The sequence below is a fragment of the Xanthocytophaga agilis genome (assembly GCF_030068605.1).
Classification (GTDB): domain Bacteria; phylum Bacteroidota; class Bacteroidia; order Cytophagales; family 172606-1; genus Xanthocytophaga; species Xanthocytophaga agilis.
In genome coordinates this window covers 472,102-498,743 of sequence record NZ_JASJOU010000004.1, presented here as the reverse complement: position 1 = coordinate 498,743, position 26,642 = coordinate 472,102, and the positions used below count along the sequence as shown (strand labels likewise).

Annotated in this window: 20 protein-coding genes and 1 tRNA gene; 9 read left to right on the top strand and 12 right to left on the bottom strand. The window is 41.9% G+C overall.

Annotation, left to right across the window (positions count from 1 at the left end):
• Window positions 1–98: 98 nt before the first annotated feature.
• The 5 genes from QNI22_RS15300 to QNI22_RS15280 all read right to left on the bottom strand — a co-directional run bounded on the left by QNI22_RS15300 (window position 99) and on the right by QNI22_RS15280 (window position 4,389).
• Window positions 99–461 (bottom strand): 4-fold beta flower protein, encoded by a 363-nt coding sequence (locus tag QNI22_RS15300; protein ID WP_314511851.1) that lies wholly within the window; start codon window positions 459–461, stop codon window positions 99–101.
• Window positions 462–478: 17 nt separating this feature from the next.
• Window positions 479–1,063, bottom strand: coding sequence for a hypothetical protein (locus QNI22_RS15295; protein ID WP_314511850.1), 585 nt, complete (start codon window positions 1,061–1,063; stop codon window positions 479–481).
• A gap of 364 nt (window positions 1,064–1,427) precedes the next feature.
• A tRNA-Cys gene (locus QNI22_RS15290) sits at window positions 1,428–1,498 on the bottom strand.
• A 163-nt stretch (window positions 1,499–1,661) separates the two neighbouring features.
• A complete protein-coding gene (rpsA, locus tag QNI22_RS15285) occupies window positions 1,662–3,428 on the bottom strand; it encodes a 30S ribosomal protein S1 (protein WP_313987001.1) in 1,767 nt (588 codons plus the stop codon).
• Window positions 3,429–4,167: 739 nt separating this feature from the next.
• Complete coding sequence (locus QNI22_RS15280) at window positions 4,168–4,389, bottom strand: hypothetical protein (protein ID WP_314511849.1); 222 nt, start codon at window positions 4,387–4,389, stop codon at window positions 4,168–4,170.
• 614 nt (window positions 4,390–5,003) lie between these two features.
• Between QNI22_RS15280 and QNI22_RS15275 the strand changes: the two genes are divergently transcribed.
• A complete protein-coding gene (locus QNI22_RS15275) occupies window positions 5,004–5,195 on the top strand; it encodes a hypothetical protein (RefSeq protein WP_314511846.1) in 192 nt (63 codons plus the stop codon).
• A gap of 59 nt (window positions 5,196–5,254) precedes the next feature.
• Here QNI22_RS15275 and QNI22_RS15270 read toward each other — a convergent pair whose 3' ends face one another.
• From QNI22_RS15270 to QNI22_RS15260, 3 genes are all read right to left on the bottom strand, one after another.
• A complete protein-coding gene (locus QNI22_RS15270) occupies window positions 5,255–6,259 on the bottom strand; it encodes an alpha/beta hydrolase family protein (RefSeq protein ID WP_314511844.1) in 1,005 nt (334 codons plus the stop codon).
• A 130-nt stretch (window positions 6,260–6,389) separates the two neighbouring features.
• Window positions 6,390–7,274 carry a helix-turn-helix domain-containing protein gene (locus QNI22_RS15265; RefSeq protein WP_314511842.1) on the bottom strand — a complete coding sequence of 295 codons (885 nt, stop codon included), beginning with the start codon at window positions 7,272–7,274 and terminating at the stop codon, window positions 6,390–6,392.
• A 63-nt stretch (window positions 7,275–7,337) separates the two neighbouring features.
• Window positions 7,338–7,949, bottom strand: a complete 612-nt coding sequence (locus QNI22_RS15260) for a DUF4240 domain-containing protein (RefSeq protein WP_314511841.1) — start codon at window positions 7,947–7,949, stop codon at window positions 7,338–7,340.
• Window positions 7,950–8,155: 206 nt separating this feature from the next.
• Here QNI22_RS15260 and QNI22_RS15255 point away from each other — a divergent pair, with 206 nt between their 5' ends.
• Both QNI22_RS15255 and QNI22_RS15250 read left to right on the top strand, forming a co-directional pair.
• The gene (locus QNI22_RS15255; protein ID WP_314511839.1) at window positions 8,156–9,733 is read left to right on the top strand and encodes a glycoside hydrolase family 43 protein; all 1,578 of its coding nucleotides are present in this window, start codon (window positions 8,156–8,158) and stop codon (window positions 9,731–9,733) included.
• Between the two features lie 473 nt (window positions 9,734–10,206).
• Window positions 10,207–10,842: an NADPH-dependent F420 reductase gene (locus QNI22_RS15250; RefSeq protein ID WP_314511837.1), complete on the top strand. Its 636-nt coding sequence runs from the start codon at window positions 10,207–10,209 to the stop codon at window positions 10,840–10,842.
• 104 nt (window positions 10,843–10,946) lie between these two features.
• Here QNI22_RS15250 and QNI22_RS15245 read toward each other — a convergent pair whose 3' ends face one another.
• Window positions 10,947–11,543, bottom strand: a complete 597-nt coding sequence (locus QNI22_RS15245) for a hypothetical protein (RefSeq protein ID WP_314511835.1) — start codon at window positions 11,541–11,543, stop codon at window positions 10,947–10,949.
• Window positions 11,544–11,778: 235 nt separating this feature from the next.
• Here QNI22_RS15245 and QNI22_RS15240 point away from each other — a divergent pair, with 235 nt between their 5' ends.
• Complete coding sequence (locus QNI22_RS15240; protein ID WP_314511834.1) at window positions 11,779–13,059, top strand: SMP-30/gluconolactonase/LRE family protein; 1,281 nt, start codon at window positions 11,779–11,781, stop codon at window positions 13,057–13,059.
• Window positions 13,060–13,083: 24 nt separating this feature from the next.
• Here QNI22_RS15240 and QNI22_RS15235 read toward each other — a convergent pair whose 3' ends face one another.
• The gene (locus tag QNI22_RS15235) at window positions 13,084–13,518 is read right to left on the bottom strand and encodes a PH domain-containing protein (RefSeq protein WP_314511832.1); all 435 of its coding nucleotides are present in this window, start codon (window positions 13,516–13,518) and stop codon (window positions 13,084–13,086) included.
• Between the two features lie 32 nt (window positions 13,519–13,550).
• Complete coding sequence (locus QNI22_RS15230) at window positions 13,551–14,072, bottom strand: HNH endonuclease (protein WP_314004243.1); 522 nt, start codon at window positions 14,070–14,072, stop codon at window positions 13,551–13,553.
• Between the two features lie 850 nt (window positions 14,073–14,922).
• On the opposite strand from QNI22_RS15230, the gene QNI22_RS15225 reads away from it, so the two are divergent.
• Window positions 14,923–15,300 (top strand): hypothetical protein, encoded by a 378-nt coding sequence (locus tag QNI22_RS15225; protein WP_314511829.1) that lies wholly within the window; start codon window positions 14,923–14,925, stop codon window positions 15,298–15,300.
• A gap of 1,080 nt (window positions 15,301–16,380) precedes the next feature.
• Here the strand turns inward: QNI22_RS15225 and QNI22_RS15220 are convergent.
• Entirely contained in the window at window positions 16,381–16,554 is a 174-nt protein-coding gene (locus QNI22_RS15220) for a hypothetical protein (protein WP_314511828.1), read from the bottom strand.
• Between the two features lie 558 nt (window positions 16,555–17,112).
• On the opposite strand from QNI22_RS15220, the gene QNI22_RS15215 reads away from it, so the two are divergent.
• The 4 genes from QNI22_RS15215 to QNI22_RS15200 all read left to right on the top strand — a co-directional run bounded on the left by QNI22_RS15215 (window position 17,113) and on the right by QNI22_RS15200 (window position 25,981).
• Window positions 17,113–20,256 carry a hybrid sensor histidine kinase/response regulator transcription factor gene (locus QNI22_RS15215; protein WP_314511827.1) on the top strand — a complete coding sequence of 1,048 codons (3,144 nt, stop codon included), beginning with the start codon at window positions 17,113–17,115 and terminating at the stop codon, window positions 20,254–20,256.
• A gap of 652 nt (window positions 20,257–20,908) precedes the next feature.
• Entirely contained in the window at window positions 20,909–22,513 is a 1,605-nt protein-coding gene (locus QNI22_RS15210) for a M12 family metallopeptidase (RefSeq protein ID WP_314511825.1), read from the top strand.
• 487 nt (window positions 22,514–23,000) lie between these two features.
• Window positions 23,001–23,576 carry a Crp/Fnr family transcriptional regulator gene (locus QNI22_RS15205; RefSeq protein WP_314511823.1) on the top strand — a complete coding sequence of 192 codons (576 nt, stop codon included), beginning with the start codon at window positions 23,001–23,003 and terminating at the stop codon, window positions 23,574–23,576.
• A 698-nt stretch (window positions 23,577–24,274) separates the two neighbouring features.
• Complete coding sequence (locus tag QNI22_RS15200) at window positions 24,275–25,981, top strand: methyl-accepting chemotaxis protein (protein WP_314511822.1); 1,707 nt, start codon at window positions 24,275–24,277, stop codon at window positions 25,979–25,981.
• Window positions 25,982–26,642: the final 661 nt, after the last annotated feature.

Below are 26,642 nucleotides of genomic sequence, written 5' to 3'. Positions count from 1 at the left end.
GAACTATGAATCGAAGCACGAAGCTCCAAGTTTACACGTTGCATCGTCTGACGCAAAACCCATGTTACTGTATTTTTTACTGAGTATTTGTCATTATACTATACTTTATCTTGTTCCAAAAACTCCTTTAACCCTAAGTCTGAGAAACCTAATGAAAAAATGGGCCTTACAGAAGAAACATATTTTACATATTTTACATACTGAACGTATTTTACATACTTTACTGGTTCAACATAAGGCATAGAAGGACAGGTTTCAAGGGTAAATCCAACTCTATAACCTTGTGTGTCATAAATAATATTGTCTACAAACCAACCTATATGTTTACCCTTCCAGCCATATATTTTATCTTCCTCAATGTAACAAACTGCGTGACCGTCCCATATATAGATTGCATTATCATTTTCCGATGAAATATATGCAACTGGTCTTCCGTTTTTATCATAAAGTGTTGTTTCCATCTTTCTTTATATTAATATCATTTTTTTACAGGATTCAGCTTACTTGTCAAACTTATTATTTCATTTTGTAAACTATCAACAGTTAGTTTTAGTCGATTATTTTCAGTTTTCAAGGTTATACTGAAATTTTCTGCTTCTTTTATTTTGTTTTCAGTCTGTATTATTTCTCTTTCTTTTTCAAGTTTACCAAAGTAGTTACCTATTCCAAAAACAAGTAGAATAACAAATGCCGCCCCACTAATTACTTCTGTATTTCCAAAATGATGAAGTAAATTCTTTTTATCTGGGCTTTTATAAATACCATTTGATTCAATATGCTTTATTGCAAACAAAATTAAATCTTTGAAATTCTGTTTTTTCGAATCGTCGTAAACATAGTCTTTGAAAATTCCAATAACACCTGGAACAGTGCTATGTTCCTCCCTTGTGAAATAGAGTTTGTCAAGTCTTTGAGATATGGAAGAATTGTTACCAGTGTATAAGTTAATAGTGTCTTTTAGTGCCGCCTTCCAAGTATTTCCTTCTTGAACATTCGAAATTGAATCGATATCACTCAAGTATTTGTTTAGGGCAGTTATTGCTTTTTTAGATTTACTCCACATACGTGTTAGATGTCTTTATATTCTTGTTTGAGTCTGTGTCAAAACTAGCGCTAGTTCATAAATAGACACACTTTTGGTTTGAGTGTAATAAGTGAAATATTGAGGCCAATCCAATAATAACCATTCTCCTTTCCTCCCACAATACCTCAAATAAGGTATTTTCACCCTTATGGTGAGCTATTTTTTCACCATAAGTACGGTTTCAGGTTGGCGGTCCTTCTTGAACCAGAATAGTAACGAAAAGATGGACAGAGTGTTGGTGAAAATTTAGGTGAGTAACCAATGTGTAACCCCAACAGCAACTGCTTAAAAACACAAAACCCCTGACTTATTTTCATAAATCAAGGGTTTTCGTGATTTGTTGAGGTCCCGAGCGGATTCGAACCGCTGTAGGAGCTTTTGCAGAGCTCAGCCTAGCCACTCGGCCACAGGACCATTCGTTTTTCGTGACGCAAAAGTAGGAATAATATTACATTTTCCAAACAATTAGCGCCACAGAAAAAAAAATCTTTCACAAAAAAGATTACTCCAAAAGCAAAAAAGCCTGCCTGAGGTTGCTCAGACAGGCTTTTTATGGCTTTCGAAAAGTGAAAAGAAATTATTTCTTTCCAGAATTCAGTTGCTCTTTCAGGGCAGCTAAAGCTTCGTTGTCACCAAGAGTTTCAGGTTTGTCTTCCTCTTTAGTTTCTTTCGCTTTTTTCTTAGGAGCCGCTTTTTCAGTGGCTGCCTCTGCTGCGTCTGTGTATACTTTAGAATGAGAAACCACAATACGTTTTTCGTCTTTATGGAACTCAGCTACTTTAAAGTCAAGAGACTCGCCTACTTCAGCTACAGAACCATCTTCTTTTGCCAGGTTTTTCAGAGCAGCGATGCCTTCAATACCATATGGCAATTCGATAGTTGCACCTTTGTCGTTTTTAGAGATCACAGTACCACGGTGAGTAGAACCTACATAGAATACTGTTTCGAAAGTATCCCATGGGTTTTCTTCCAGTTGTTTATGACCCAGAGCCAAACGACGGCTGTCAGCATCGATTTCAAGAACGATTACATCGATTTCTTCGCCTACTTTTGTAAACTCAGAAGGATGTTTGATTTTCTTGGTCCAAGACAGGTCAGATACGTGTACCAAACCATCGATACCTTCTTCCAGTTCTACGAACAGACCGAAGTTAGTCAGGTTACGTACAATACCTTTGTGCTGAGTACCAGGAGCGTATTTAGTCAACAACGCAGGGTTAGTCCAAGGATCTTCAGTCAGTTGTTTGATACCCAGAGACATTTTGCGCTCATCACGGTCAAGAGTCAATACTACCGCATCGATTTCGTCACCGATCTTCACAAACTCCTGAGGGTTACGCAGGTGTTGAGACCATGACATTTCGGATACGTGGATCAGACCTTCTACACCAGGCATCAGTTCCAGGAATGCACCGTAATCTGCTACGTTTACGATTTTGCCACGAACTTTTGAACCTACCTGTACGTCTGCTGGTAATGAATCCCATGGGTGAGGAGTAAGTTGTTTCATACCCAATGAGATACGTTTCTTGTCTTCATCGAAGTCAAGCACAACTACGGTAACTTTGTCGTCCAGCTTCAATACTTCTTCCGGATGCGTTACGCGGCCCCAGGAAATATCTGTGATGTGCAACAGACCGTCTACACCACCAAGGTCGATGAACACACCGAAGTTGGTAATGTTTTTCACAACGCCTTCCAATACCTGACCTTTTTCGAGGTTGGTAAGGATTACCTGGCGTTGGTTTTCCAGATCTTTCTCGATCAGGACTTTGTGAGATACGACTACGTTATCGTTAGCATAGTTGATCTTCACAACTTTCACTTCCATTTTCTTACCTACATAGATGTCGAAGTCACGGATTGGCTTCACATCAATTTGAGAACCAGGTAAGAAAGCTTCGATACTGAAAATATCTACAATCAGACCACCTTTGGTACGGCGTTTTACAAACGCTTCGATTACCAGGTCCTGATCCAGGGCTTTCTGAATGTTGTCCCATGCAGTCAGGATTTTAGCCTTTTTGCGGGAAAGAATCAATTGTCCGTTTGGATCTTCCTGGTTTTCAACGAATACATCGATAACATCACCTACTTTAAGGGTTGGATTATCGCGGAACTCGGACAGAGGCACCAGACCGTCTGATTTAAAACCGATATTGACGATCACATCTCTTTCCGAAATGCCTACCACTGTACCTTTCACCACTTCTTTCTCGGCTACTTCTGTCAGTGTACCTTCAATAAGAGCTTCCATTGCGGCTCTTTCGGCTGCCGTGTAGCCGCTACCAAGACCTTTGGAGGTTACCTTGTCCCAGTCAAAATTTTCAGGAGATTTACTCATAATGTTGTGTGTATGACCCAAATATACATCAGCCTGTGGGTCGGGCAAGCTGAAATTTAGTGAATAATAGACGTCTTGTCTTTTTGTAAAAAGGGAAAACGGGCTGCAAAAGTAGAAAAAAATATCAGAGAATCAAAATTTTCCGATCTGGCATTCGTATTCTTTGAAGATATTTTATTGTAAACGAAGTGACCGGAGTTCCAGTCATTGTTATCTGTGACTGGAACTCCGGTTAAAGCTGAAACTGAACATACTTCCAGTCATTTTGGAAAGTGAACAGAGATCGAATATTTCTTCAACGTGACTGGTATTCCAGTCAAAACAAAAAGTGAACGGAAGTATGGTCAAAACCGAAAGCGAACAGAGTTCCAGTCATTTTACAAAGTGATTCGATTTCTGTTCACTTGCCTTGCCGAACAATTTTCCAGTCACTTGACCATCGATTTCCATTTTGACCATACTTCCGGTCAGTCACCTATATTGACCATAGTTCGGATATTTCTTCTGTGTGACCAGAACTCCGGTCAACATTTACGACAATCACTTCATTCTCTCCCCTTTTTTGTCCTCCTGAAAGGAACTCGTGGCAAGACCGGCGGCCTCTGGATTTGGAAATAATTCTTTTCTCATACCCCAAACGCGGCTCTATTTGTCAAGAGATCCTTCCAGGAAGACAGGGAGAGTGTTTTTCTTTAGTTACAAACCACTTTTCCAGAAAAGTTGTGGGACATGATAAGACCTATGTATGCGCCCGGTTTCCCGCAAACCCTGTTTGTGAAAATCCGATATTGTAGGGGCGATTGGCAGATCGCCCTGATTCGTGCAGACACGGTATGGGATACATCCGAAAGAGTCGTCTGATAAACCCGGCCATTCGCGAATGGAACCAGGGCGATCTGCCAATCGCCCCTATATTGCACAATGGTGGTTCACCAATCCAACCATTCGCTGCACGAAACATGGGCACCCGCAAGGGGATGCCCCTACAGGTTCGGTTTACTCCATGCCGTGTCCTTGGGAACGTGGGCGCACACGCAGGTCTTATCCTGTCTCATATCTTTTCCAGAAATGAATGTTTTAAAAAGAGAGTGCTGGTTCGAATGTCCGTTCGGACCTACATTGAAAGCAACGTCCGTTGCGTTGGTACAAATTGAGCCTTGTTTGGGTGTGTGATATTACTCAAACAGGGTTTTGCCTACCAACGCAGCGGACGCTCAATGCTGTCAAGACCATATAAAATGTAAGTCTGTTTTGCAGGATTTCTCAGAAACCTAGCGATTGGACTACCTATAAAGTAGGAGCCTTTTTTGTAACATGTGCCAATAACCGGACTTTTGAACCACCCCACCCTCCGGGCACCCCTCCTTAAAAAGGAGGGGAGTGGCGAGCCTTTTGTTAGCTACCATTTCTACAATAAGTACTTTAAGTGTAGAGTATTGTCTTTTAGTATATTGGACAAGTTAGGTCATAGACTCGATAAACTCCCCTCCTTTCTAAGGAGGGGTGCCCGGAGGGCGGGGTGGTTCAAACGGTTGGAGTTTGTAAGATGCCACAAAATAAGATCCTATTTTAGGCGTGCTTAAAACGCTCGAACTTTTAGCAATCCTGAAAGGCAGGCTTAAACTCTCTCACTTTGACTGCATTGAGCGGTCGCTTGCGCCAGGAACTTTCTTTGTTTCCAGAAAAGATATGGGACATGATAAGACACGCAGGTGCGCCCCTACATTGGTTCAGAATAATCCATATCATTCGAATGGGAACCAGTAGCTATTATCGTGTCTTATACTTCTCTGAAAATAAAGTAAAACTACAGATGCAAAGGCTGCCTACTTTCCATCCACCCGTCCTTGCGGATTTGGATTGTTTTGTAACGCCTCACACGCTACTGTCCAGGCTGGATCTTCCGAATAGAGAGCACTGCGCAGATAGGCCCAGGTAAGTTGCTGCACGGCAGCCACCCGATCCGGATTTTCATCGGTGGTTTCTGTGACCTGATAGCCGGAAATTCCCCCGAGCATATGTTCAGCTCCAAACAATGTAACCAGCCAATCAGCCCCAGGACTCAGCGTATAGGCATCTGTAAACCACTCTGGCCCGCGAACGGTCAACTGTGAGTAATCCTGATCACCTGCTACGACAAGCGTCGGTGTGGTGAGTCCGGCATAATTCTGATTCAGATACGACAGATGTTCGGCAGCAAATGGACTCAGATCCTCCCCTCCTCTACCACTTGCACAAAGCAGCACCCCAACCTTGATACGGGCATCAGACATATCTTCGTCCAGGCTGCCATCCGCACCGATAACCCGTGAACCCAATAACATACTGACTGTATGCGCACCAAACGAATGTCCAACCGCAGCAATACGGCTTCGGTCGAGGCGGCCTGTAAGTCCGGGAATAGCAGTTTCAATCACATCCAACTGGTCGAGAATATGCTTCATATCCTCTACGCGAACCCGCCAGATGGAAGCCGAAGCCGGATCGGCCAGATAGGTGGCAAGTGCTTCACTGTGTTTTGCGGACGGATTAGGACTCAGTGTTTTGGAATCGAGAAAGGTAGGCTGGATTACTACAAAGCCATGTGCAGCCCAAAAATTGGCAAGGGGTGCATAGCCATCCATCGAAGAGCCAAAGCCATGGGCAAAAACGATGATTGGTAACTGGCTTCCGGTTACAGGGGCAGAAACCCGTACCTCCAAAGCCACTCTCCGACCTGGTGCTGACAACACAACCGGACTTACTGAGATGACAGGTGTTGGTGTACTACGTCCATCTTCTCCTTTACGTAAAGTGGATGTCTCCACGCTGTTTAATGCTGTTTGTTCCATACGTTTTGTATCATAAAAGTGTATTACAAAGTCAGTCCTGACGACTGATTTCTTCGTTGCATGTATGGATACAAAGCTCTGGGTAATTGGTGGGTACTTTTTAAGAGATTCGAACGAAAAGTTATGATTTTCATACTTTCCCTAAGCTCTTCCGAAAGGAGTTAGGGCTAGCACCAGTCACCCGTTTGAAGTAGTTGTTAAAGTAGCTTGGATACTCAAAACCCAGACTATAGCCTATATCCCCTATACTCCAGTTGGTATGTTGAAGCAAAGCCTTAGCTTCAGCAGTGATCCGTTCGGCAATGTGTACAGAAATGGGTTTGCCTGTCACTTCCTTTACGGAACGATTCAGATAGTTGACATGTACAGCCAACTGATCAGCAAAATCCTGGGCAGTCCGTAATTTAAGGGGATCAGTAGCAACTTCAATAGGGAATTGCTTTTCCAGTAAGTCCATAAACAGATAGGTAATCCGTGAAGCTGCATTTCTCTGCTTTGCTCCGTTTTGAGGCAGAATCCTCAAGGCTTCGTGCATGATCAGGTCTATACAACTTCTGAGCATTTCATCTTTCTCATCATACTCACCACTATATACAGAGAGCATTTGCCGATACAGCACTTCAATAAATGCTGCTTGTTCGCTGCTCACCGGAATGACAGGAGTTCCATCAAAACGGAATAGCGGAGAGTTCAGCAAACGTTCTGTCCGATCTCTGCTTCCGATAAAATCTTTGGTAAACAGGCAGGCAAATCCTTTTTGTTCGGGAGACCGATGTTCAGAGGAATAGGGTATATAAGGGTTGGCAAAAAATAGGAAAGTACCTGTTATATCAAAGGTTTGATCACCATAATAAATATGCATATTGCCGGTTCCCAACACTATCTTATAGAAATCACGTCTATTATAAGACAGTGCAGGATAAGCCGGTCCTGTAATCTCAAGGACTTTAAAACCTTTTACTTTCGAATCAGGCGTATAAAAGGCAGAAGCTTCACAATGAGGGGGTAGATTCATCCTACAAAATTAATAAAATCAAACCTTAGATACATTTGATTCCTCACGTAAACTTTTTTACTTCTATCTACCTATTCTGAATCGCTGATAAAGCTTTGGTAGCATTACTTGTAGTTTGTCTTCTATTGGCTTCCCATCTTGAATCCATTCTAACTCCAGATCTATATATACAAGAGAATCCATATTTTCTCCGAAATCTTCTTCAGTCAATAATTCCTCAAAATTGTCTTCCCCTGTTTTTTGTTCGTATGCTTCACTGGCAGCATATAACAATAACTCACCACTATATTCTCTTGCCTCTGCAATAAAATCAATATCTGCTAAATCATCCGGATTGGTTAATGCGATAGTATAAATCCTGCTACCCTGACCAATTAGCCAGGCTCGGAAATAATCATAGTTATCATCAGAACAATGCCCTCGTATTAGTTCACCTGAGGCCCAAATGATCGAAGAATGTAATTTAGAATACAATTCTCCAATTATCTGGTCAAACCGGATAATGCTTTTTACAGGTAGGTTAGTTAGTAAGTCTATGATATTTTCTATCTGTTTATCAAAATTCCGATCTGTCCTTTCTTTGGACTTTTCAATAATCTGCCAAAATTTATCTATATCCATTCGTTCATACGTAAATAGGTAAAAGACATTCTTAGTAGAATGAAATGCAAACATAACTTTTACACCTAAAAATTTGCACCTTTAGCTATTCCCTACTCTTCACACTAAAATAGTATCAGTATACATACCCATATAGGCGCACGATTTAGAAGCTTTTGAGGCGTATTGTCGTAAAATTTATTTATAAAATCTAATCATGACGATAAAATTTTAAACTTGTATACCAAAACGACTGAATACATTCCATCAACCTATCCATCATGTTCAGATTTATTTCTTTGTTTCTAACCAGCCTGTTTGCAGGACTTTCGTGTCTGATAGCTGTTGCCCAAGTCAAAAAAGACGTAACCTATCACAATCCAGTCATAGCAGGAGACTTTGCTGACCCATCCGTAATTCGGGTAGGCGATACCTATTATGCAGCCGGAACCTCTTCTGAATGGGGGCCTGCCTACCCTATCTATACATCCAAAGACCTTGTAAACTGGCAGTATCTGGGACCTGTCTTTTCAGAAATGCCTTCCTGGACTATGGGTAGCTTCTGGGCTCCGGAACTGTATTACCGAAACGGCACTTTCTATGTCTACTATACCGCCCGCCGCAAATCAGATCAACACTCATACATTGGTGTGGCAACCACTACAGACATTCGAAAAGGATTCACAGACCATGGCTGTATCATTGAATGGACCAATGAAGCTATTGATGCCTTTATTATTGAAGATGCCGGAAAGCTGTATATTACCTGGAAGGCTTATGGACTGGATCAGGGAAAACTGATTCAGCTACTGGGGCGTGAACTGACTCCTGATGGACTCAAAGTGCAGGGGGAGGTACTTATGTTGCTCCAGGCCGATCCTAATTCCTGGGAGGCAGGAGGTATGGAAGGACAGGCATTGTTCAAACATGGCGACTATTTTTATATGACTTATTCTGGCAACATATGCTGTGGTCCGGATTGTAATTACATGGTAGGCCTGGCACGGGCCAAGTCACTGAAAGGCCCCTGGGAACGGTATGCAGACAATCCGGTTTTAAAGAGCAGTAACGACTGGAAATGCCCTGGACATGGTACGGTGGTAACGACACCTGATAACCGATACTTTTACCTGCATCATGCCTATTCCGGAACCGACTTTACCTTTATTGGACGGCAGGGAGTACTCAGCGAACTCATCTGGGATAAAAAAACAGGCTGGCCTGCGTTCCGGTATGGTACTACCACACCTGTAGAGGGAACCGCAGCAACTGGAAAAACACAACAGCAACAACTCAGTGTATCAGCAGATTTTTCAAAAGACAAAGCTAGCTCTATCAACTGGGTATGGGATGTAAGTCAGCCTAAACCTGCATATGCTGTTCGCAATGGCTATCTGGAACTCACAAGTCCATCCAATGGAACACAGGCATCTTCCGGCAGCTTTCTGGGACTAGTACTCAAAAAGGGAAATTATACCTTTACCACCGAAATTCTTCCACAGGCTACCAGCACCCAAAGTATCTGCCTGTATGGAGATGCTGAGAATACGCTGAACTTCGGAATAACCAAAGATTCGCTGCAACTCTGGCAGGTAAAAGAGGGCAAAAAAGAGATACTTCAGAGCCGTGTACTGCCAAAAGGTAAAGGCTCTATCCGATTACAGGTACAAAGCACGAAAGGACATCTGTATCAGTTTCGCTGGGGTCGTGCTGAGGCCAAAATGGAAACTTTCAATGCCCAGGCATTTGAAGCGAACTCACTGCCACGTTGGGATCGCGCACCTCGTATTGGATTACAGGTAAGTGGTACAGAAAAGCAAAGTGGTTTATTCCGCTTTGTTTCTGTGGTATACCCGTAAGGCTTATCTATAGCTTTGCAAGCTTTCTTTCGGAGTGCTCTTGAAAGGAGCACTCCCTTTCTGTCCTATGTCCTTGCAGAACAATATCTGCCCTCGCTGCCCTACTAAACTCTACATCTCTCTTCTACAGCCCTCTCTTCCCTGTCCTTCTGAAGGAATCTTGTGACAAGACCGGCGGCTTTTCCGACTGGAGATAATTATTTCTCCCAGAAACCAAACATCACTCTATTTGTCACAAGATTCTTTCAGAAAGACAGAAAGGGACCGATCCTTTCAGGATGACAGGGAGGAGAGTGTATCTTGCAGAATGACAGAAAGAATTATCTTTTCTAAAAACCAATAGAGAGCTTTTATAGCATGTCATTCCTGGCCTGTGTTTGGAAAACAATCTCACACAATCCTTTTGTTAACCACTGATTTACAACACATTACAATCACTAAACCATTTTTTCAACGTAAATACAACCAGCATAATGAATATCGGAATTATTGGATCAGGCCATATAGGAGGCAATTTTGGACTTCATCTCGCCAAAGCGGGGCATCAGGTTATGTTTAGTTCCCGCCATCCTGAACAGCTGGCAGACCTTGTCAGACAGGCGGGATCTAACGCACAGGCAGGCACTATTGCACAAGCAGCAGATTCCGGTAGTCTCGTGGTGTTATCCATTCCCTACGGGAAAATTCCTGAGGTAGCCGAACAGGTGGGTACGTTTGTACATGGCAAGACATTGATTGATACCTGCAACGCCTATCCGCAACGGGATGGTGAAATTGCCGAACGGGTCCGGCAAAATCCGGATCTTCGGGAAACTCAGCTTACCGTAGATTCCTTCCCTATGGCCTCTGTGGTTAAGGCGCTGAATACAATCTACTTTGTGAATTTACGCGATTATGCTTTTCGTCCGGAAGGTAGCCGGTATGCATTACCTATTGCCGGTAATCGCGAAACGGCCAAGAAGGAGGTTACAGATCTATTACATGAAATAGGTTTTGATGTGCTGGATGTAGGGAGTATAGCAGACTCCAAAGTGATGGAAGTAGACCAGCTATTTTACAACAAGCCAATGTCGTTGCAGGAGATGCAAAAGGCAGCCGGCTCCAGATAAACGTATGGCCTGGTTGTTAAACTATAATTTTCAGAAAATTACGGAGTAATAGCCAGGCCTTCTTTCTATTATGCATACAAAGAAATAACCTTGATCCTGTTTCATTAATAAACCGACTGTATGGTATAATACATATACGGATCGTTTTCGTCCAGCCACCGATAGCTTTCATAGACCTCTACATCTATTCCTGCCTGAACAACTGACTCAAATGCTCTGGGTATCCAGCAAAACAAGGCTTGCTCACAAAGACGATCTGCATGCAGGTACTTCTCTTTCAGAAAAAACCATGTATCAATGGGTGGTGTATCACCCAGATCAAAAAAAGTCTTACTCTCATGCTCAGCTGCTCCATCACAAGTGGTGTTACATGCTTCGAAGGACAATACTCTTCCTTGTTTCAGTAGTTCCTTCAAATCTTCAGTGGCATAGTGTGGTCTGGCATTTTTTGCCAGTTGAAGCATTTCTCTCAAGTGATCAGGATAGTATTTGTCTGTGTCACAGCGATAGCCACCATTCTCTTCAAATGTATACAATTTTGTGCCTCCTATCTCAGGATTAGTCTGCCGAAATACTCTGCCATAGGATTCATGGGTGGGATCAAAGTTTGCGGCAAGTCTTTGTGTCCAGTTTATTACCCGCCGGAGTTCCAGGACAAAGGTGGCTACTTCTGTGGGTGTCCAGTTTTGTTGTGAATACATGTATAAATCTTGTACCTGATGTTGGCTCTGAAAGCATCAGTAAAATAACGGTGTAAAAGCGAATGATCCTATCATATTCTTAAATCCCTCCAGGAAACAAGGCAGGAATAAGTATAAGCAAACCAATCAGGTAACCTAATTTCCATATATCACTATCTGTTTCCCTCATATATCTTCTACTCCTATCTTTAAACAAAACACTTGTATAACTACCACAAAGCCAATCGGTTCACTTATGAAAGCTCTTCTGAGTAGTGCCTGTATGTTATTAACCTGTGTAACCTCTCTGCAGGCACAATCCTCTTCAGATTCCCTGAGCATACTTGCCCAGTATCAGAAATTCATACAAGTGTATACTGCTAAAGACTATAGCCAGTGTGTAAACATTGGATCTCAGTTGCAAAAACGGCTGGAACATCCCAATGTGTTATACAAACTGGCCCAATGTCAATGTCAGTCAGGCCTTACTGAGCAAAGTCTCGCCTTACTTGGCCAGCTAGCCGTGCTGGGGCTTCCCTACCAACCAGAGGAAAACGAAAACTTTCAGGCACTGACAACCCATAAAAATTTCCTAAAGATTCGTGAGCAGTTTGCCCAAAACCGACAGCCTGTACAAAACAGCTCAAAAGCATTTGAGCTGTCAGACCCGTTACTGATTCCGGAAGGCATTGCAGCAACCTCACAGGGAGAACAATTTTTTATCGGCAGCCTAGCTAAAAATAAGATTGCCTCTTATACCCCACTGGCAGGCGAGCACGACTGGGTAGCTTCTCAACAGGATGGGATGTTTTCGGTGCTGGGGATGAAAGTAAGCAAAGATGGTCAATCGCTATGGGTATGCAGCGCATCTGAAAGAGATTCGCTGAATGGGTATTCCGGCATCTTCCAGTATGACATTTCTACTGGAAAACTGCGTCACAAGTATCTGCTGGACAACAAAACCGGAGCACACCTTTTCAATGACATAGTGGTTACCCGCAAAAATGCCGTTTACTTTACCGATAGCAAAGGCGGACAGGTACTCACTATCCAACCCAATACCAACCAGATAGTACCGTTACCGAAAGAAGTCGACTTCATCTACCCCAATGGCATTGCGATGGATGAAAAAGAAGAAAATCTTTATGTAGCTGATTTGACAGGCCTAATCCGTATAGAACTCACCACAGGCAACTATTACCGGATTGCAACTAACCAGGTAACCTACCTGAATGGTATTGATGGATTATATATCTACAAAGGTACACTTGTCGCAATCCAGGATTCGGGGAATAATGACGACCGGATTATACGGCTGTATCTGGATAAAGACAAGAAGAAGCTTGCCAAAGCCCAAACCCTCCAGTCTTTTCATCCGGACTTTGTGATTCCTACTACAGGAACAATTGTGGGAGATGAGTTTTTCTATATTGCCAACAGCCAGTTACGCAATCTGAATCCGGATGGCTCCTATACCCACTCCGAAAAGCTAAAAAAACCATTGATTCTAAAACTGAAACTGTCACCAAAAATATAAATCAGGATATGCAGGCCACCTAAATTAGGTCTCCTTTACATTCACCTGTATGTTCTCATTAGCCGTAGTTAGAGTTGCAACAAATCTGTCGCTGTCTTTTGGAGAAATATAGATCTCATCCCACTTATTGTAATGAATGATAATTCCGCCTGTACTCAAAGCAGGGCGAAAGCCTACCCATAGTGTTTGATTGACATCCATCTGCCGTATTTGTGAGATGGCTATTTTGCCACGTATTGGCCCCGATTGGTAGTAGAGATAGTTTCCGTCAATACTATAAAAAGTGCGTGTCCATACCCAGACCAATACTGCCAGTACCACTACAACCGGAATCCATACCATCGAAAGCGGCTTAGTCCACAAAGTAAGCACTGTTACTGCCACCAGAATCAGTGCAATGACGCCAAACGTGATGACTGTAAAGGCATTTTTCCGCGAATAGAAAATGGTAGCTTCCATAATCTGTCAGTAAATAAGTGGAAAAGAAAGCGTTATTCGTAATCAAACGCTTTCATCTTTTTACTCAGATACGGATGCCAGTCATCTTCTAGGTGTCCTGAAAAATCACGCAGGAACATAATAAACGACGGACGATAGGGCTTTTGTCTCAGGGCCATTTCGGCTTCTTCCGGGGTGTAGTCACCTTTACGGGCGTTGCATCGCCGGCAGGCAGCCACCAGATTGTCCCAGGACGACTTGCCACCACGTGACTTAGGCAATACGTGGTCAAGGGTCAGGTCTTCGTGTGTACCACAATACTGGCACCGATGTCCATCTCGTTTAAAAATGTTCTGCCGGGTCAGGATCACCCCTTTGAAAGGCAGATGCACATACCGATGCAACCGAATGATGGAAGGCATCGGAAATGTAGAAGATATGCTTCGTAAATAATTTGATTGTGATTCACTCACTAACTCTGCTTTGTCCAGAAATACAAGAATAAAGGCTTTTTCTACACTGCAGATCGTGAGAGCTGAATAATCCTGATTTAATACCAATACTTTCTTACCCATAAGAGAAATGAAAATAGGATGAATTACAAATAGTGTAATTACCAATACCTTTAAATTAACTGAATATCAATCAATTGGGATGCTTGGTGAATAATATGTACTATTTTTGACAGTCTGGGAGCTTCGCCTGTCTAAATTAATACAATTTTTCTTGGAAAAAAATTACACATTTTTATGAGAATTATCAAATCAGGTGATTTGTAGAAGAAATTTTGGTAGAATGACCTCCTTTCCGACTTATTTCTGATGTACACGAGTCATTCTGAATTTTGGATGGGTATTTGTTTTACAAAATCAGAGCCTAAACTTTTGAAAAGAGTATAGGCGCTGATTAATTTTTGAGCATCTATTTAGTTGAGTCAGTTTATTGTCTCCTTCTTCACTCTACCTGTCATGGTACTTTTTTGTCATGCCACGGCGTAATACCCCAAAAAGGACAAGAGATTCCAAAGCTTCGCCCCACAGGCCAACGCTAGGCCCGCGGAATTTTTATCTTCACGCACCTACACGACCACACAGATTGAAGTTATCTTGGCTCTCTTTGTAGCTCCTTTGTTTCTCTTTTTCTAAAGGAGGCAATAGTCTTTTCCTCAAAATTTGGGATGAGTCATGGATTACGGGGCGACTTTTTCTGCTTTTTTTTGCTTCTCTCGCTTCTTTCCCTATCGCCTATTTGGTCAAATGAGGCTTTTTTGCGGTTGGTTACAATAGTAACAGATACTGTTACAATAGTAATAACCCCTCAAAACCTCCTGGCCATACCTTTGTCCCATCTTCAATCTGCTAATCGGCAGAGGGAAAACAAAAACAAACACTATTTTATTTTCACTTCATTTATTCATTTACAACTATGATTCGCACAATCAGCACATTCGCTCTCTTAGTACTTGTTTTCGTAACTACATTCGGCTGTAAAGACAAAGAGAATATAAAACCAGCTAATCTGGGTTCGTATCAGCTCTATACCAATATGCCGGATGTTGAATTTGATCAAATCGAGATTAAGATTGATAACGAGGTAGCAGGAACACTTACAGCGCCCTATATGGACACTCCTGTATGTGAAACCACTAGTCCGGGAGCTATACTTCGGGCTGAACGTACAGCAGGTACACACACGCTAAAGGCTACGGCCTACAAAAACGGCGAATATGTAACTTCCTGGAATACTGATCTCAATTTTGAAGCTAATTACTGCAAGAAAATACGTCTTAAGTATGAAGATTAGTGTAATACGTTTGTAGTAAAATGGAGAAGCGTCAGGTTTACCAACTTGGCGCTTTTTTATTTAACCTACTGTAATTTGAACTTTGATTCCTTTTCTAATTTCATACTTTTCTAGAAATAAAGAAGTATCCGGCGCAAGTGTCTACCCAAGGCTATCCACTAAAGAGAGTTTCTCTCCTTTGATCCTCGTACCTTTTTTGTCCTTCTGAAAGACGGAGAGGGGGACATTCTTACAGGAGGCCAGGGAGAGTAGCAAAAAATAGACTTTACTGCTTAAAACTCTTCAGTTGAGAGCATTCAGGAGCCGTTGGGTTGGCATCATTAAAGTTACATTCAGGTTTGTGCTATCTGGTAAATATATTTGTCGATATAAACACAGTAGTGTCAAATTAAGGTAAAGGATTCCGGAAAATCTCTTTCTGTTCTCATGAAAGTAGCTCATAACAACATGAGTCATCCCGAATGTTGGATATGAGTAAAACCCAAGACTATATTTTTGAAAAATATGGGCTTGGGTTCATTTGAGAGATGTTTCTTTCTGAATTGGTTTATAGCCCCTTACCTTATTCTTCCCTAGGCTTCTTCATTTTTTGCTTGTCCAAAACAGGGCACCAAATGAGAATTTGGTGAGCCAGATTTGTGTGTGTGCAAAAAAGGGCAAAAAATTCCAAAGCTTCGCCCCGCAGGGCTATCGCTAGACCCGCGGAATTTTTATTCCTACGCACCTACACAACCACTCGCGTTTAAAGGAATCGCAGCTCTCCTTGTGACATTTTTTATCATTTCTCAATGATACCCTTTTACTCAAAAGTTGGGATGACTCATGGATCATATGTATACTTCAGTTGAAAGACCTTAGAGGAAAGAGATAACTATTTCCTTAAGAACACTTCATTCAGCAAGATAAACAAATGTTGTTATCAATTTTTATACAACTAGAAATGCCGTCAAAGGATTCTCCTTTTGGATCAAGAGCAGAAATTTCAAAACAAAACCAGCCACGCCCATAAAGAATAGCTCTACAGGCATGACTGGCTTTCAGGATAAATCTGTTTTATAGGAACATGTTCAGATTATCTTTCTAACGTGGGTAATTGGGGTGTTGCTTTACTTTTTTGATTTGTCGCAGATGGCGGTCAATATGCCCAAACACATTGATATATACTTGCTGTACACTCGGTCTCCCAGCCCGTAGGAAATACAAACGTAAATCTTCAGGAGCTTTGGTGAGGTAAGCAATAGATTCGCTTCGCATTTTCAGGACCAGGCCAGTGTATTCTTTCCTTCATCCAATCCCATTGGTACACTAAAGGTGAACGGTTCGGTATAATCAGTAGTACTATGTGGCGTTTCATCCAGCAAGAAATCCAGGATCACACTGTCAGGCTTCGTTAACTTTAGCAGTCAGTTGTGCTGTCTGTTTAACAACCTCATCACGGGTTCGAATCAGATTGTCCAGTAGATACTTTCGCTCCTCTTCTGTCTACTGACTCACTTCCTGTGCAGAAACAGTGCATGAAAGAATACAATTAAATAAAAAAACAATAACGATGTGAATGGTTTTCATAATTGAAGTTTACAATAAAGCGTGAAAGTTAACTAATGTGTATTGTTAAGATAAGAGCCTGGTAAACAAGCAAATTACTTCATCTCCAATGCTATCAGAGACGATGGCAAAAGTATAGTCTGAGATATAGTAGCTGTTAACAGTATTGTAACTCTGTTTTATAGTATGGTAACATAGTCCTGAAATGGACAAAATCTTGCTGCCAGGCCATTCTTTATAGTATTTTTTCACTACCCGCTTCAAAGGATGATATCAAAGAACCAAACTCCTTACACACTACACAAAGCGAGAGGGCCCCAACATCTTTGTGTATGTTCTTCTGTTCCGTTAGGGCATACCACATGGCTAGGTAAGGCCTGTCTGCTCACAATAGCAGCGCTTTTCGCTGTTGTTGTACTTCAGGCACAAGATACTGAAGCAGATAGCCTGCTACAGCAATTAAAACTTGCCAAAGACACAAGCCGAATCAATGTATTGAATCAACTAAGCTTTCACTACAATGCTGCTGACCCTGCCAAAGCCATTGCCTATGCTACCCAGGCATTACAGCTTAGTCAGCAACTGGATTTTAAGAAAGGAATGGCTCAGGCATTCAATCGGTTGGGTATAGGCTATTCGCATCAGAATAAATATGCACAGGCAATGGCATACTATGATAAAGCATTACCACTCTCCCAGGAACTTGGCGATTTACCAGGAGAGCTGGCCCTGATGCTTAATATTGGTATGGTCTATCACAAACAGGATAACCGTCCCAAAGCTACTGAGTACTATCTGAAAGGATTGAAAATTGCAGAAAAGCTGGAAGATGACATCCGGATAGCCAATATCTATAACTTCCTGGGTAATATATACAGTGAACTGGAAGATTATCCCCAAGCCATTGTATATTATCAGAAGTCACTGGAACTAAAGAAAAAACGTTTCACCAGAGGAAGGCCGGTAAGCCAGGTACTGAACAATCTCGGGGATTTGCATATGCGACAGAAAGAGTATCAGAAAGCATTGCCTTATTTTACCAAAGCCTTAGACGGGCTTACAGAACAGGATAAAGATATTCAGGCTGCCTGTTTTATCAATATGGGTCTGGTATATGGCGGACTACCGGATGGAGGCCTTCAACAGTATTCCAAAGCACTTGAATATCTTAATCAGGGGTTAAGACTTCAGCAGGAAGTGAAAGATCCCTATACTATACCGTATGTCCTCACAGGACTGGCCTATGTATACCAGAAAACAGATGAATTAACAAAAAGTGAAGCCAATGCACAGCAGGCACTGCAAATGGCCCGACAGATGGAAATCAAAAGTCTGGTGGCAGAACTTTACCAACTCTTATCACAACTGGCCTCCAGGCAGAAAAAATACCAGCAAGCTTACGACTATCAGTCACGGTTTATCCAAACGCAGGATTCACTCCGCAATGACGAGAACACCCGTCAGATTGCCAAATTACAGGCAGACTACGAAACTGAAAAGAAACAGGCAGAGATTGAACTTCTGAAAAAAGAAAGCGAAAAGGAAGCATTACTACGCAATATTATTGGACTGGGCTTGCTGGCAACTCTGATCATTGGCGGACTGATTGTGAGCCGTCAGCGACTGAAAATACGAAACAATCGGTTACTGGTTGAAAAAAGCCTGGAAATCAGCCAGAAAAATGAGGAACTTGCCCATACCAATGAACTACTATCCTCCCAGTCCGAGCAACTATCTATCATCAATGAAACACTTAGTCAACAATCCAGACAACTGGCAGAGCAAACAACGAAATTAAAAGAACTGGATCAGGTAAAGTCTACATTCTTTGCCAATATATCCCATGAATTTCGTACACCATTAACACTTATTCTGGGCAATCTGCAGGATAAGCTGGAAGCTGGCAAAGGTGCTGGCCATCCGGAAACGCTTTCTTTTGGTTCTGGAGAAGTAACCAGTATGCATCGTAATGCAGGTCGCCTGCTAGAGCTGATCAATCAATTGCTGGATCTATCCAAACTGGAATCCGGGAAGATGCACTTACAGCCACAGGCAGGTAATCTCAGTCAGTTCTTTCGTCTACTCACGGCTTCGTTCTCGTCTCTGGCTGAATCTCGTGAAATTGCATTCAAACTGGATTTGCCGGCAAAGGAGTTATATTATGCCTTTGACTCAGACAAACTCCATAAGATTTTTGCCAACCTGCTATCCAATGCCTTTAAATTTACGCCTAACAATGGAGAGGTATCCCTTCGGGCAGAAGTCCTTCCTTCTGTTACAGATGCACTTCCCCGATTAAAAATTACTGTACAGGATAGTGGCAGCGGTATTTCTGTTGAACAGCTGAACTCTGTTTTTGAACGGTTTTATCAGGGTTCTCAGCATTATAGTGACCAGCAAGGTACAGGTATTGGGCTGGCATTGGTAAAAGAGTTGGTTCAGTTGCATGGTGGCCAGGTATATGTAGCCAGTGATGCACTTCAGGGCACCCGGTTTGTCATCGAACTGCCATTGGCTCCATGCTCTACTACAGATATAGAGCCTATACCTTCCATTGCTACTACTACAACATCCTATGAACAGATAGCTGATAATGCATCTGTTGAATCTACAGATGATATAGATACTGTTGCTGGCAATGAACAACCACTGATACTGATCGTAGAAGACAATGACGATTTACGTGCCTATATTCGAAAGCATCTGGAAGGCCCCTATCGCATTCTTGAAAGTAGCAATGGGAAAGAAGGATTTGACACAGCACTAGCCCAGATTCCGGATCTGGTTATTACAGACCTGATGATGCCCGAAATGAGTGGTACGGAACTATGTGAACGCTTAAAAACCGATGAACGCACCAATCATATTTCAGTGATTATGCTAACGGCATTAGCTACTCAGGAAAGCAAACTACAGGGACTTCAGACAGGTGCGGATGATTACCTGACCAAACCCTTTGATGCCCGGGAATTACGGTTACGTGTAGGTAATTTGCTGGAAAGTCGCCGTAAACTACGCGAACGGTTTAGCAAACAAATTCGGATTGCCCCTTCGGATATAGCGGTTAGTTCGGTAGATGAAAAGCTGCTGGAACGTATTCTGAAGGTGGTAGAGGAGAATATGAGTAATACAGAATTTGGGTCTGAAGAATTTGCCCGTGAAGCAGGCCTGAGCCGTATGCAGCTCCATCGCAAACTCACCGCCCTGACCGGACAGTCGACCAGCGAATTTTTGCGCAGCATGCGATTGAAACGAGCCGCTCAACTGCTTGATGCCAGAGCTGGCAATGTTTCAGATGTGGCCTATCAGGTAGGCTTTGATAATCTGCCATACTTCTCCAAGTGCTTCCGTGAACAGTTTGATTGTACTCCCAGCGAATACCTGGCCCGGCAAGTTGCCTCAGTGGTGTAACCCGAGGAAACTTATACATAATTCATCACATACGTTATCTCAAATTTTAAGAAAAAAAAGTTATTTTCTTTCATGAAAGCAAAACAAAGGAGCCACAAAGAGAGCAAAGATGACTTTACTCGTGGAAGGCCCTGTAAGTGCATAGGGATTCCTTTTCCCGCGAGGTTGGCTCCTTATCTTGTCTCAGATTTTTTCTGGAAATGAAGGTTCTAAAAAGATAGCGTTGGTTTGAACGTCCGTTCAATGCAGTTAACTTAAGAAAACCACTCAAACTACCTTAAGTTGACAGCATTGAGCAGACGCTGCGTTGGTTGTTAAAAACCTTTTTGGATACTATCACAAACCTGACAAGACTCTTTTTGTACCAAAGTAGCGGACACAACATTCCATTTCTGCTCTCCCCAACCCTGCTCTCATCAAAAACCCATTATAAATCTCACAGACAATCAACATCTTACAGGATTCCTGGTCTTCTTTTTCCAAGCGTTACAATAAGAGCAAACTCAGTTACAATAGTAATAACCCTCCCTCCTCTCTTCCCTATACTTTTGCTCCTGTCTTCGTCACCACAACCAGCCCGGGACAGTTGCGGTGACAAGACATTGTAATACACTACCTAAATAAAAACAACTTACAAACAATGCAATCAACTATGTTATATGCATGCACACTGCGCATAGTATTTACCGGCTGTGTTATCGGTTTAAGTTTATCTGTACAAAGCTGTAAAGAACCACTGGGTGAAGTAAAAGATCCGGCACCCGTAGGCTCTGAAACAACAAGCAATCCGGCAGATCTGGAAATAGCCTTTCCGGGTAAAAGAGGAATCGTCAAAACAGGTTATCTGTTTGGTTCACCTGTTACCTATGAAGAAATAGAGGGTCAGGCTGTATTTCAAGGCGATATGCTCTTATCAGAAGACATGCTAAGCTCGGAAAGTCCCAATGGACGTACGTCGGCTACAGGTCGTAATATGTTGGCCTATCGCTGGCCTAACAATACGGTCTATTACAGAATAGATCCTGCCTTGCCTAATCCAGCACGGGTCACACAAGCTATTGCTCATTGGGAGGAGGCGACAAACCTGAAGTTTGTGAACAATCCCAATGCATCCCATCGGATTGTATTCATGCCCGGGGCAGGCTGTTCATCAGCAGTGGGTATGCAGGCACAGGAGCAGTCTATTATTCTGGGACCAGACTGCACCAAAGGCACTGTTATTCACGAAATAGGCCATGCAGTAGGACTGTTCCATGAACATAGCCGTACTGATCGGGATAACCATTTGGTTATCAAATGGAATAATATCAAATCCGATCAGGCTATAAGAGATCAGTTTAAGAAATGGGCTGAGTTTGGCTACAATGGATTTGATCACAGTAACTTTGATTTTGGTTCTGTTATGCTGTATGGCAGTTATTCTTCCAAAGCAGCTATTGATCCATCCAAACCAGTAATCACAACAACCAGTGGCAATACCTATGAGGCACAAAGAGAAGGACTCTCTCAAGCAGATATCAACTGTATCAATGATATGTATCCGGCTTCGCCCACCTTTGATCCGATAGCAGGTAAAGCACGCGAAATTGTAGCGGGAGCAGATGGTTCTATTTACAAAGTAGGTACAGTAAATGCTCCTGGTGGTTATATTATTTCCAAGTGGACAGGTAGTAGCTGGCAAGATATTGATCCGGACCAAGGAGGTGTACATGTAGCCGTTATGCCTAATGGACAACCCTGGCTTTGCACAGCCGGAGGATACATTTATCGGCTGGTTAATAATCAGTGGAAACAGGTACCTGGTCAGGCAGTGGATCTTGCCATCAATAGTATTGGAAGTGTATTCCGGCTTGGAACAGAACTAGCTCCAGGAGGGCATAAAATATTCAAATGGAATGAAAACACAGCAACCTGGACGGCAATAGGTGGTAACAAGGGAGGCAATCAGATAGCTGCATTTTCCAATAATGTTATTGTTATTGTTGATAGCCAATATCAACCATTTCTATACAATGGTGTAGAGTGGCTTCCACTAGGCAAGCAGGTACACGACATCAGTATTAGCCCTGATAACAAACTGTTTATGTTAGAAAAGTGGGAGAAGAATCTGTATAAATGGAATGGAAACAGCTGGACTCTACAACCTGGAGCCGGAGAAAGTCTGTGTGCCACTACGCTTGAACGAATCTGGCTGACCGACGCTAACAACAATATATCACGCCGGGGATACATCTATCCGATTCCATATCCATTATAATGGTTTGATATTAGAAAGAGTATTTTTATTATCTAACTTAACCTATAGTAATACAGAGTCTGTGCTTTAGCATAGGCTCTGTTTGCTTTTGAAATTCATTTTCTCAGATTGCTTTTCAATAGTTTAAGGAAAGAAGACACTGGCTCAGATGCCTGTTCGGATCTGAAAGCAACATCTGTTTAATGATGTGAACTTAAGAAAAAACGCCCTCCCTATTTGTCCTTCTGAAAGAAACAAGAGAAAAAGAAATAAACTCTCTTTAGTTAAAAACATGAGGTAAATACTTGCGTCGGAGACTTTCTTTATTTTCAGAAAAGATATGAGACGACATAAGGAGTCAACCTTGCAGGAAAAAATGCCCTAGGCATCTATACAACCAAACATAAACTCTAGGGATCCGTATTTCATGTTTCAACATTTTTATTCTGTTAGGACATTTCTCTGTTTTCTCCTAGCTTCGTAGACAAACGCTTAATTTTTATTGTCCATGCACACCACCCTAATTCAGGCTATCAGTAGTGTAATTTCTCTTGATGAACGAGAAATTACCTGTATAAAGCAGCTGTTTAAAGAAAAGACAGCTGCCAAAGGAGACTATTTCCTGCAAGAGGGTGAGGTGTGTCGTCAGGTAGGGTTTCTTGTAAAGGGCCTCATACGGTATTTTATCAATAATGATGGGGAGGAAATGATTTATGACTTTGGAAAAGAAGGCAACTTTATATGCAATTATGAAAGTTTTCTGGATCACTCAGCCTCTAATAAAAATATCCAGTTTATTGAGGATAGCCACTTTCTGACTATCTCCTATGATCATCTTCAGGTGTTTTATGAACAGATCAGAGAAGGACAAAAGTTTGGCAGGATTGTATGTGAGCAGATTTTTGTAGACGCCATCCGTAAGATCACATCCCTGTATACACATCCTCCTGAAAAACGGTATCTGCATTTTATGGAAACCTATCCTGATTTACAACAACGCATTCCTCAATACTATACGTCTTCATTTGTAGGTGTGAAACCGCAATCCTTAAGCCGAATCCGAAAAAGACTGGTATCCTCCTAGTAGCTCAGATCATACAACCATACTGGCAAGTTTGATTTCCGGTGTGTGGATAAGAACGTTTATAGCTTTCAAAGACAAAATTTTACATAAGAAGTACATTGTTCTTTGGAGTTTTTCACTCTGAAGAACAATGTAGGTTTTATGCATTTTCTCCTCTCCATCTCTCTTTCAAGAGCATAATCTTACTATTCAGAAGTATGTAAGAATCTACTCAAAACCATATATCCTTTGGTTATTTTTCTTTCTACTTTTGATTACTTATCTATAGCTAAAACACATCCGTTCAGGACATTAGTACTCGTAGTTTTTATGTAGAGATGCGAAGTTGTCGGGAGTAAAATTTTTCTTTATCTATTACCTGAATTAATACCTATAAAGAGCAATTAACTTTAAATAGTACCAGAACTCCAGTTTATTTATCAGAAACTTCAGGATATTTTTCAATACAAATAAAAAAGAAAAAGACCTTCGTTACCTGCTACCTTATACAGAAAAAAGTTCACACATACCTATTACAACGATATAATAAAAATAACTAGCGAAAATTAGTCTATTTTACTAGCAAAAAATACATGTTATCAGGCAATATAAAATTCAATAAGTAATACCCAAAGGCCAGATTAACAAAATACTATAGCCTCTTCTGGATTCATCAGTCTGTATTTCTATTACTAAAAGCTTCCAAAAGTCTTACGAGCATGCAACTCTCAATAAAAGTAAAACTAATTCTAGCGTTTTCCGCACTTCTGCTTTTAGCAGGAGTGATCTTCTTTATGGGCAATCGCAACACCAGCATTATCAATGCACGGGTGAATCAGATTGTCGATATAAATGCCCGATTAATCACTTTATCAGCTAAAATTGCTGAAGATGTCCAGTTTATTACCAAGAGAGAAAAAGACTTGATTATCACTCGTGATAAGGACCAGATGCAGGAGTGGATTGATGACAGTGAGTCACGCAATGTCGATATGAGTAAACGATTGGAAGAGTTGCAATCCCTCTCCAGCAAAGAAGATCAGGAGCTGATCGGACAGTTCCAAACAGCATGGAAAGACTATAATAAAAACTTTAAGAAACTAAAATATCTTGCCTTTACACTTAATACAGACTCAAGCAACCAGGCAGCGTATATGCTATCCAGTACAGTAAACAGAAAGATAGCCACCGAGTCTTCTGCCATTATGAGCAGAATAGTAAAACGCAATGAAGACTCTCTGGCAAAAGCAAAAGAAGAAACAGCAGCCATTTATGCAGATGGACAAACTACAATGCTTCTGTTGGTAGGAATAGGTGCACTTGTGGCTGCGGGTATTGGCTTCTGGATCATTACCTCACTGCGAAAATCATTGAAACAGGCACACGATGCTATCACCTCATTGGCTGCAGGCAACTTCTCTGTAACCATTGACGATTATGATCATGATGAAATAGGTGCGCTGCTGGATCAGATTCGATATATGATCAGTAAGTTACGTTCCAGTGTGGATCTGGCTAAACGTGTGGCGGCAGGAGATCTTTCTATAGATCAAAGTCATCAGGCAGAAGGCGAACTGGATACGGCATTAACAGAGATGGTCAATCGCCTGCGGGATATTATGGGCATGATTATGCAGGGTGCTGATAACATAGCTTCGGCCAGTTTGCAGATGAGTGCATCAGCTCAACAGGTATCTCAGGGAGCAACCGAACAGGCCGCCTCTATCGAAGAAGTATCTTCATCTATTGAACAAATGAGTTCAAACATAAGCCAGAATACAGACAATGCACAACAAACCGAGAAGATTGCTCTGCAAGCAACAGAAGATATCAAAACAGGCAATGAATCGGTACGCAATACGGTCGCATCCATGAAGATTATTGCTGAAAAGATTTCCATTGTAGGTGAGATTGCCCGTCAGACCAATCTGTTGGCCTTGAATGCAGCGGTAGAGGCAGCCCGTGCCGGAGAACATGGTAAAGGATTTGCCGTTGTGGCAGCAGAGGTTCGCAAACTGGCAGAGAGAAGTCAGACAGCAGCCTTGGAAATTGACGGACTATCCAAATCCAGTGTGCTGACAGCAGACAAATCAGGCAAAATACTGGAGCAACTGGTGCCTAATATTCAGAAAACCTCTCATCTGGTGCAGGAGATATCAGCTGCAAGCCTGGAACAGAATTCAGGTACGGAACAAATAAGTCTGGCTATACAACAACTGAATCAGGTAATTCAGCAGAATGCAGCAGCATCTGAAGAGATGGCAACCAGCTCTGAAGAACTATCGGCTCAGGCAGAACAACTGAAAGATGTTATCTCTTTCTTTAAACTGGAAAAATTTGCTTATCAAAAACTTCAAAAAATGGCAGAACAGGCGTCCAAAAAGAAAAATACGATTGATCTGAGTGAGTATACAGTAGGTGCGTAACTATCTACTATATGAGTCATCCCAAGTTTAGGATATGAGTAAAACCCAAGCTTATACTTTTGCAAAGAGTGTAGGCTTGGGTTAGTTTTGAGGAAGCTATCGTCCTGAGTTTGTTTATTGTGGTTTTCATCACTCTACTTGTAGCTTCTTCATTTTTTGCTTGCTAAAGAACAGGATACCTCCGGCGATGCTCTCACCCGCAAGATCAAAAGCTAACCATTGTCGTGTCCCATAACTTTTTCAGGAAATAAAGAAAATTTCTGGCGTAAGCGTCCGTTCAATGCTGTCAAGGTAAGGGAGTTTATTTCTTATTTTTCATATTTCTTTATTGTCCTTCTGAAAGAATCTTGTGACAAATAGAGCTACGTTTGGTTTTTGAGAGAAAAAATACTCTCTAGTCGGAAAGGCCGCCGGTCTTGCCACAAGATTCTTCCAGAAGGACAGGTAAGGTAGTTTGAGTGGTTTTCTTAAGTTGACTGCATTGAGCGTCCGCTGCTTTGGTAGGTAAAACCTTGTTTAGGTACTATCACAAACCTGAACATAGCTCAATTTGTCCCAACGCAACGGACGTTGCTTTCATTTTAGGTCCGAACGGACGTTCGAACCAGTGCTCTCTTTTTAAAACCTTCATTTCCAGAAAAGATATGGAACACGATAAGGG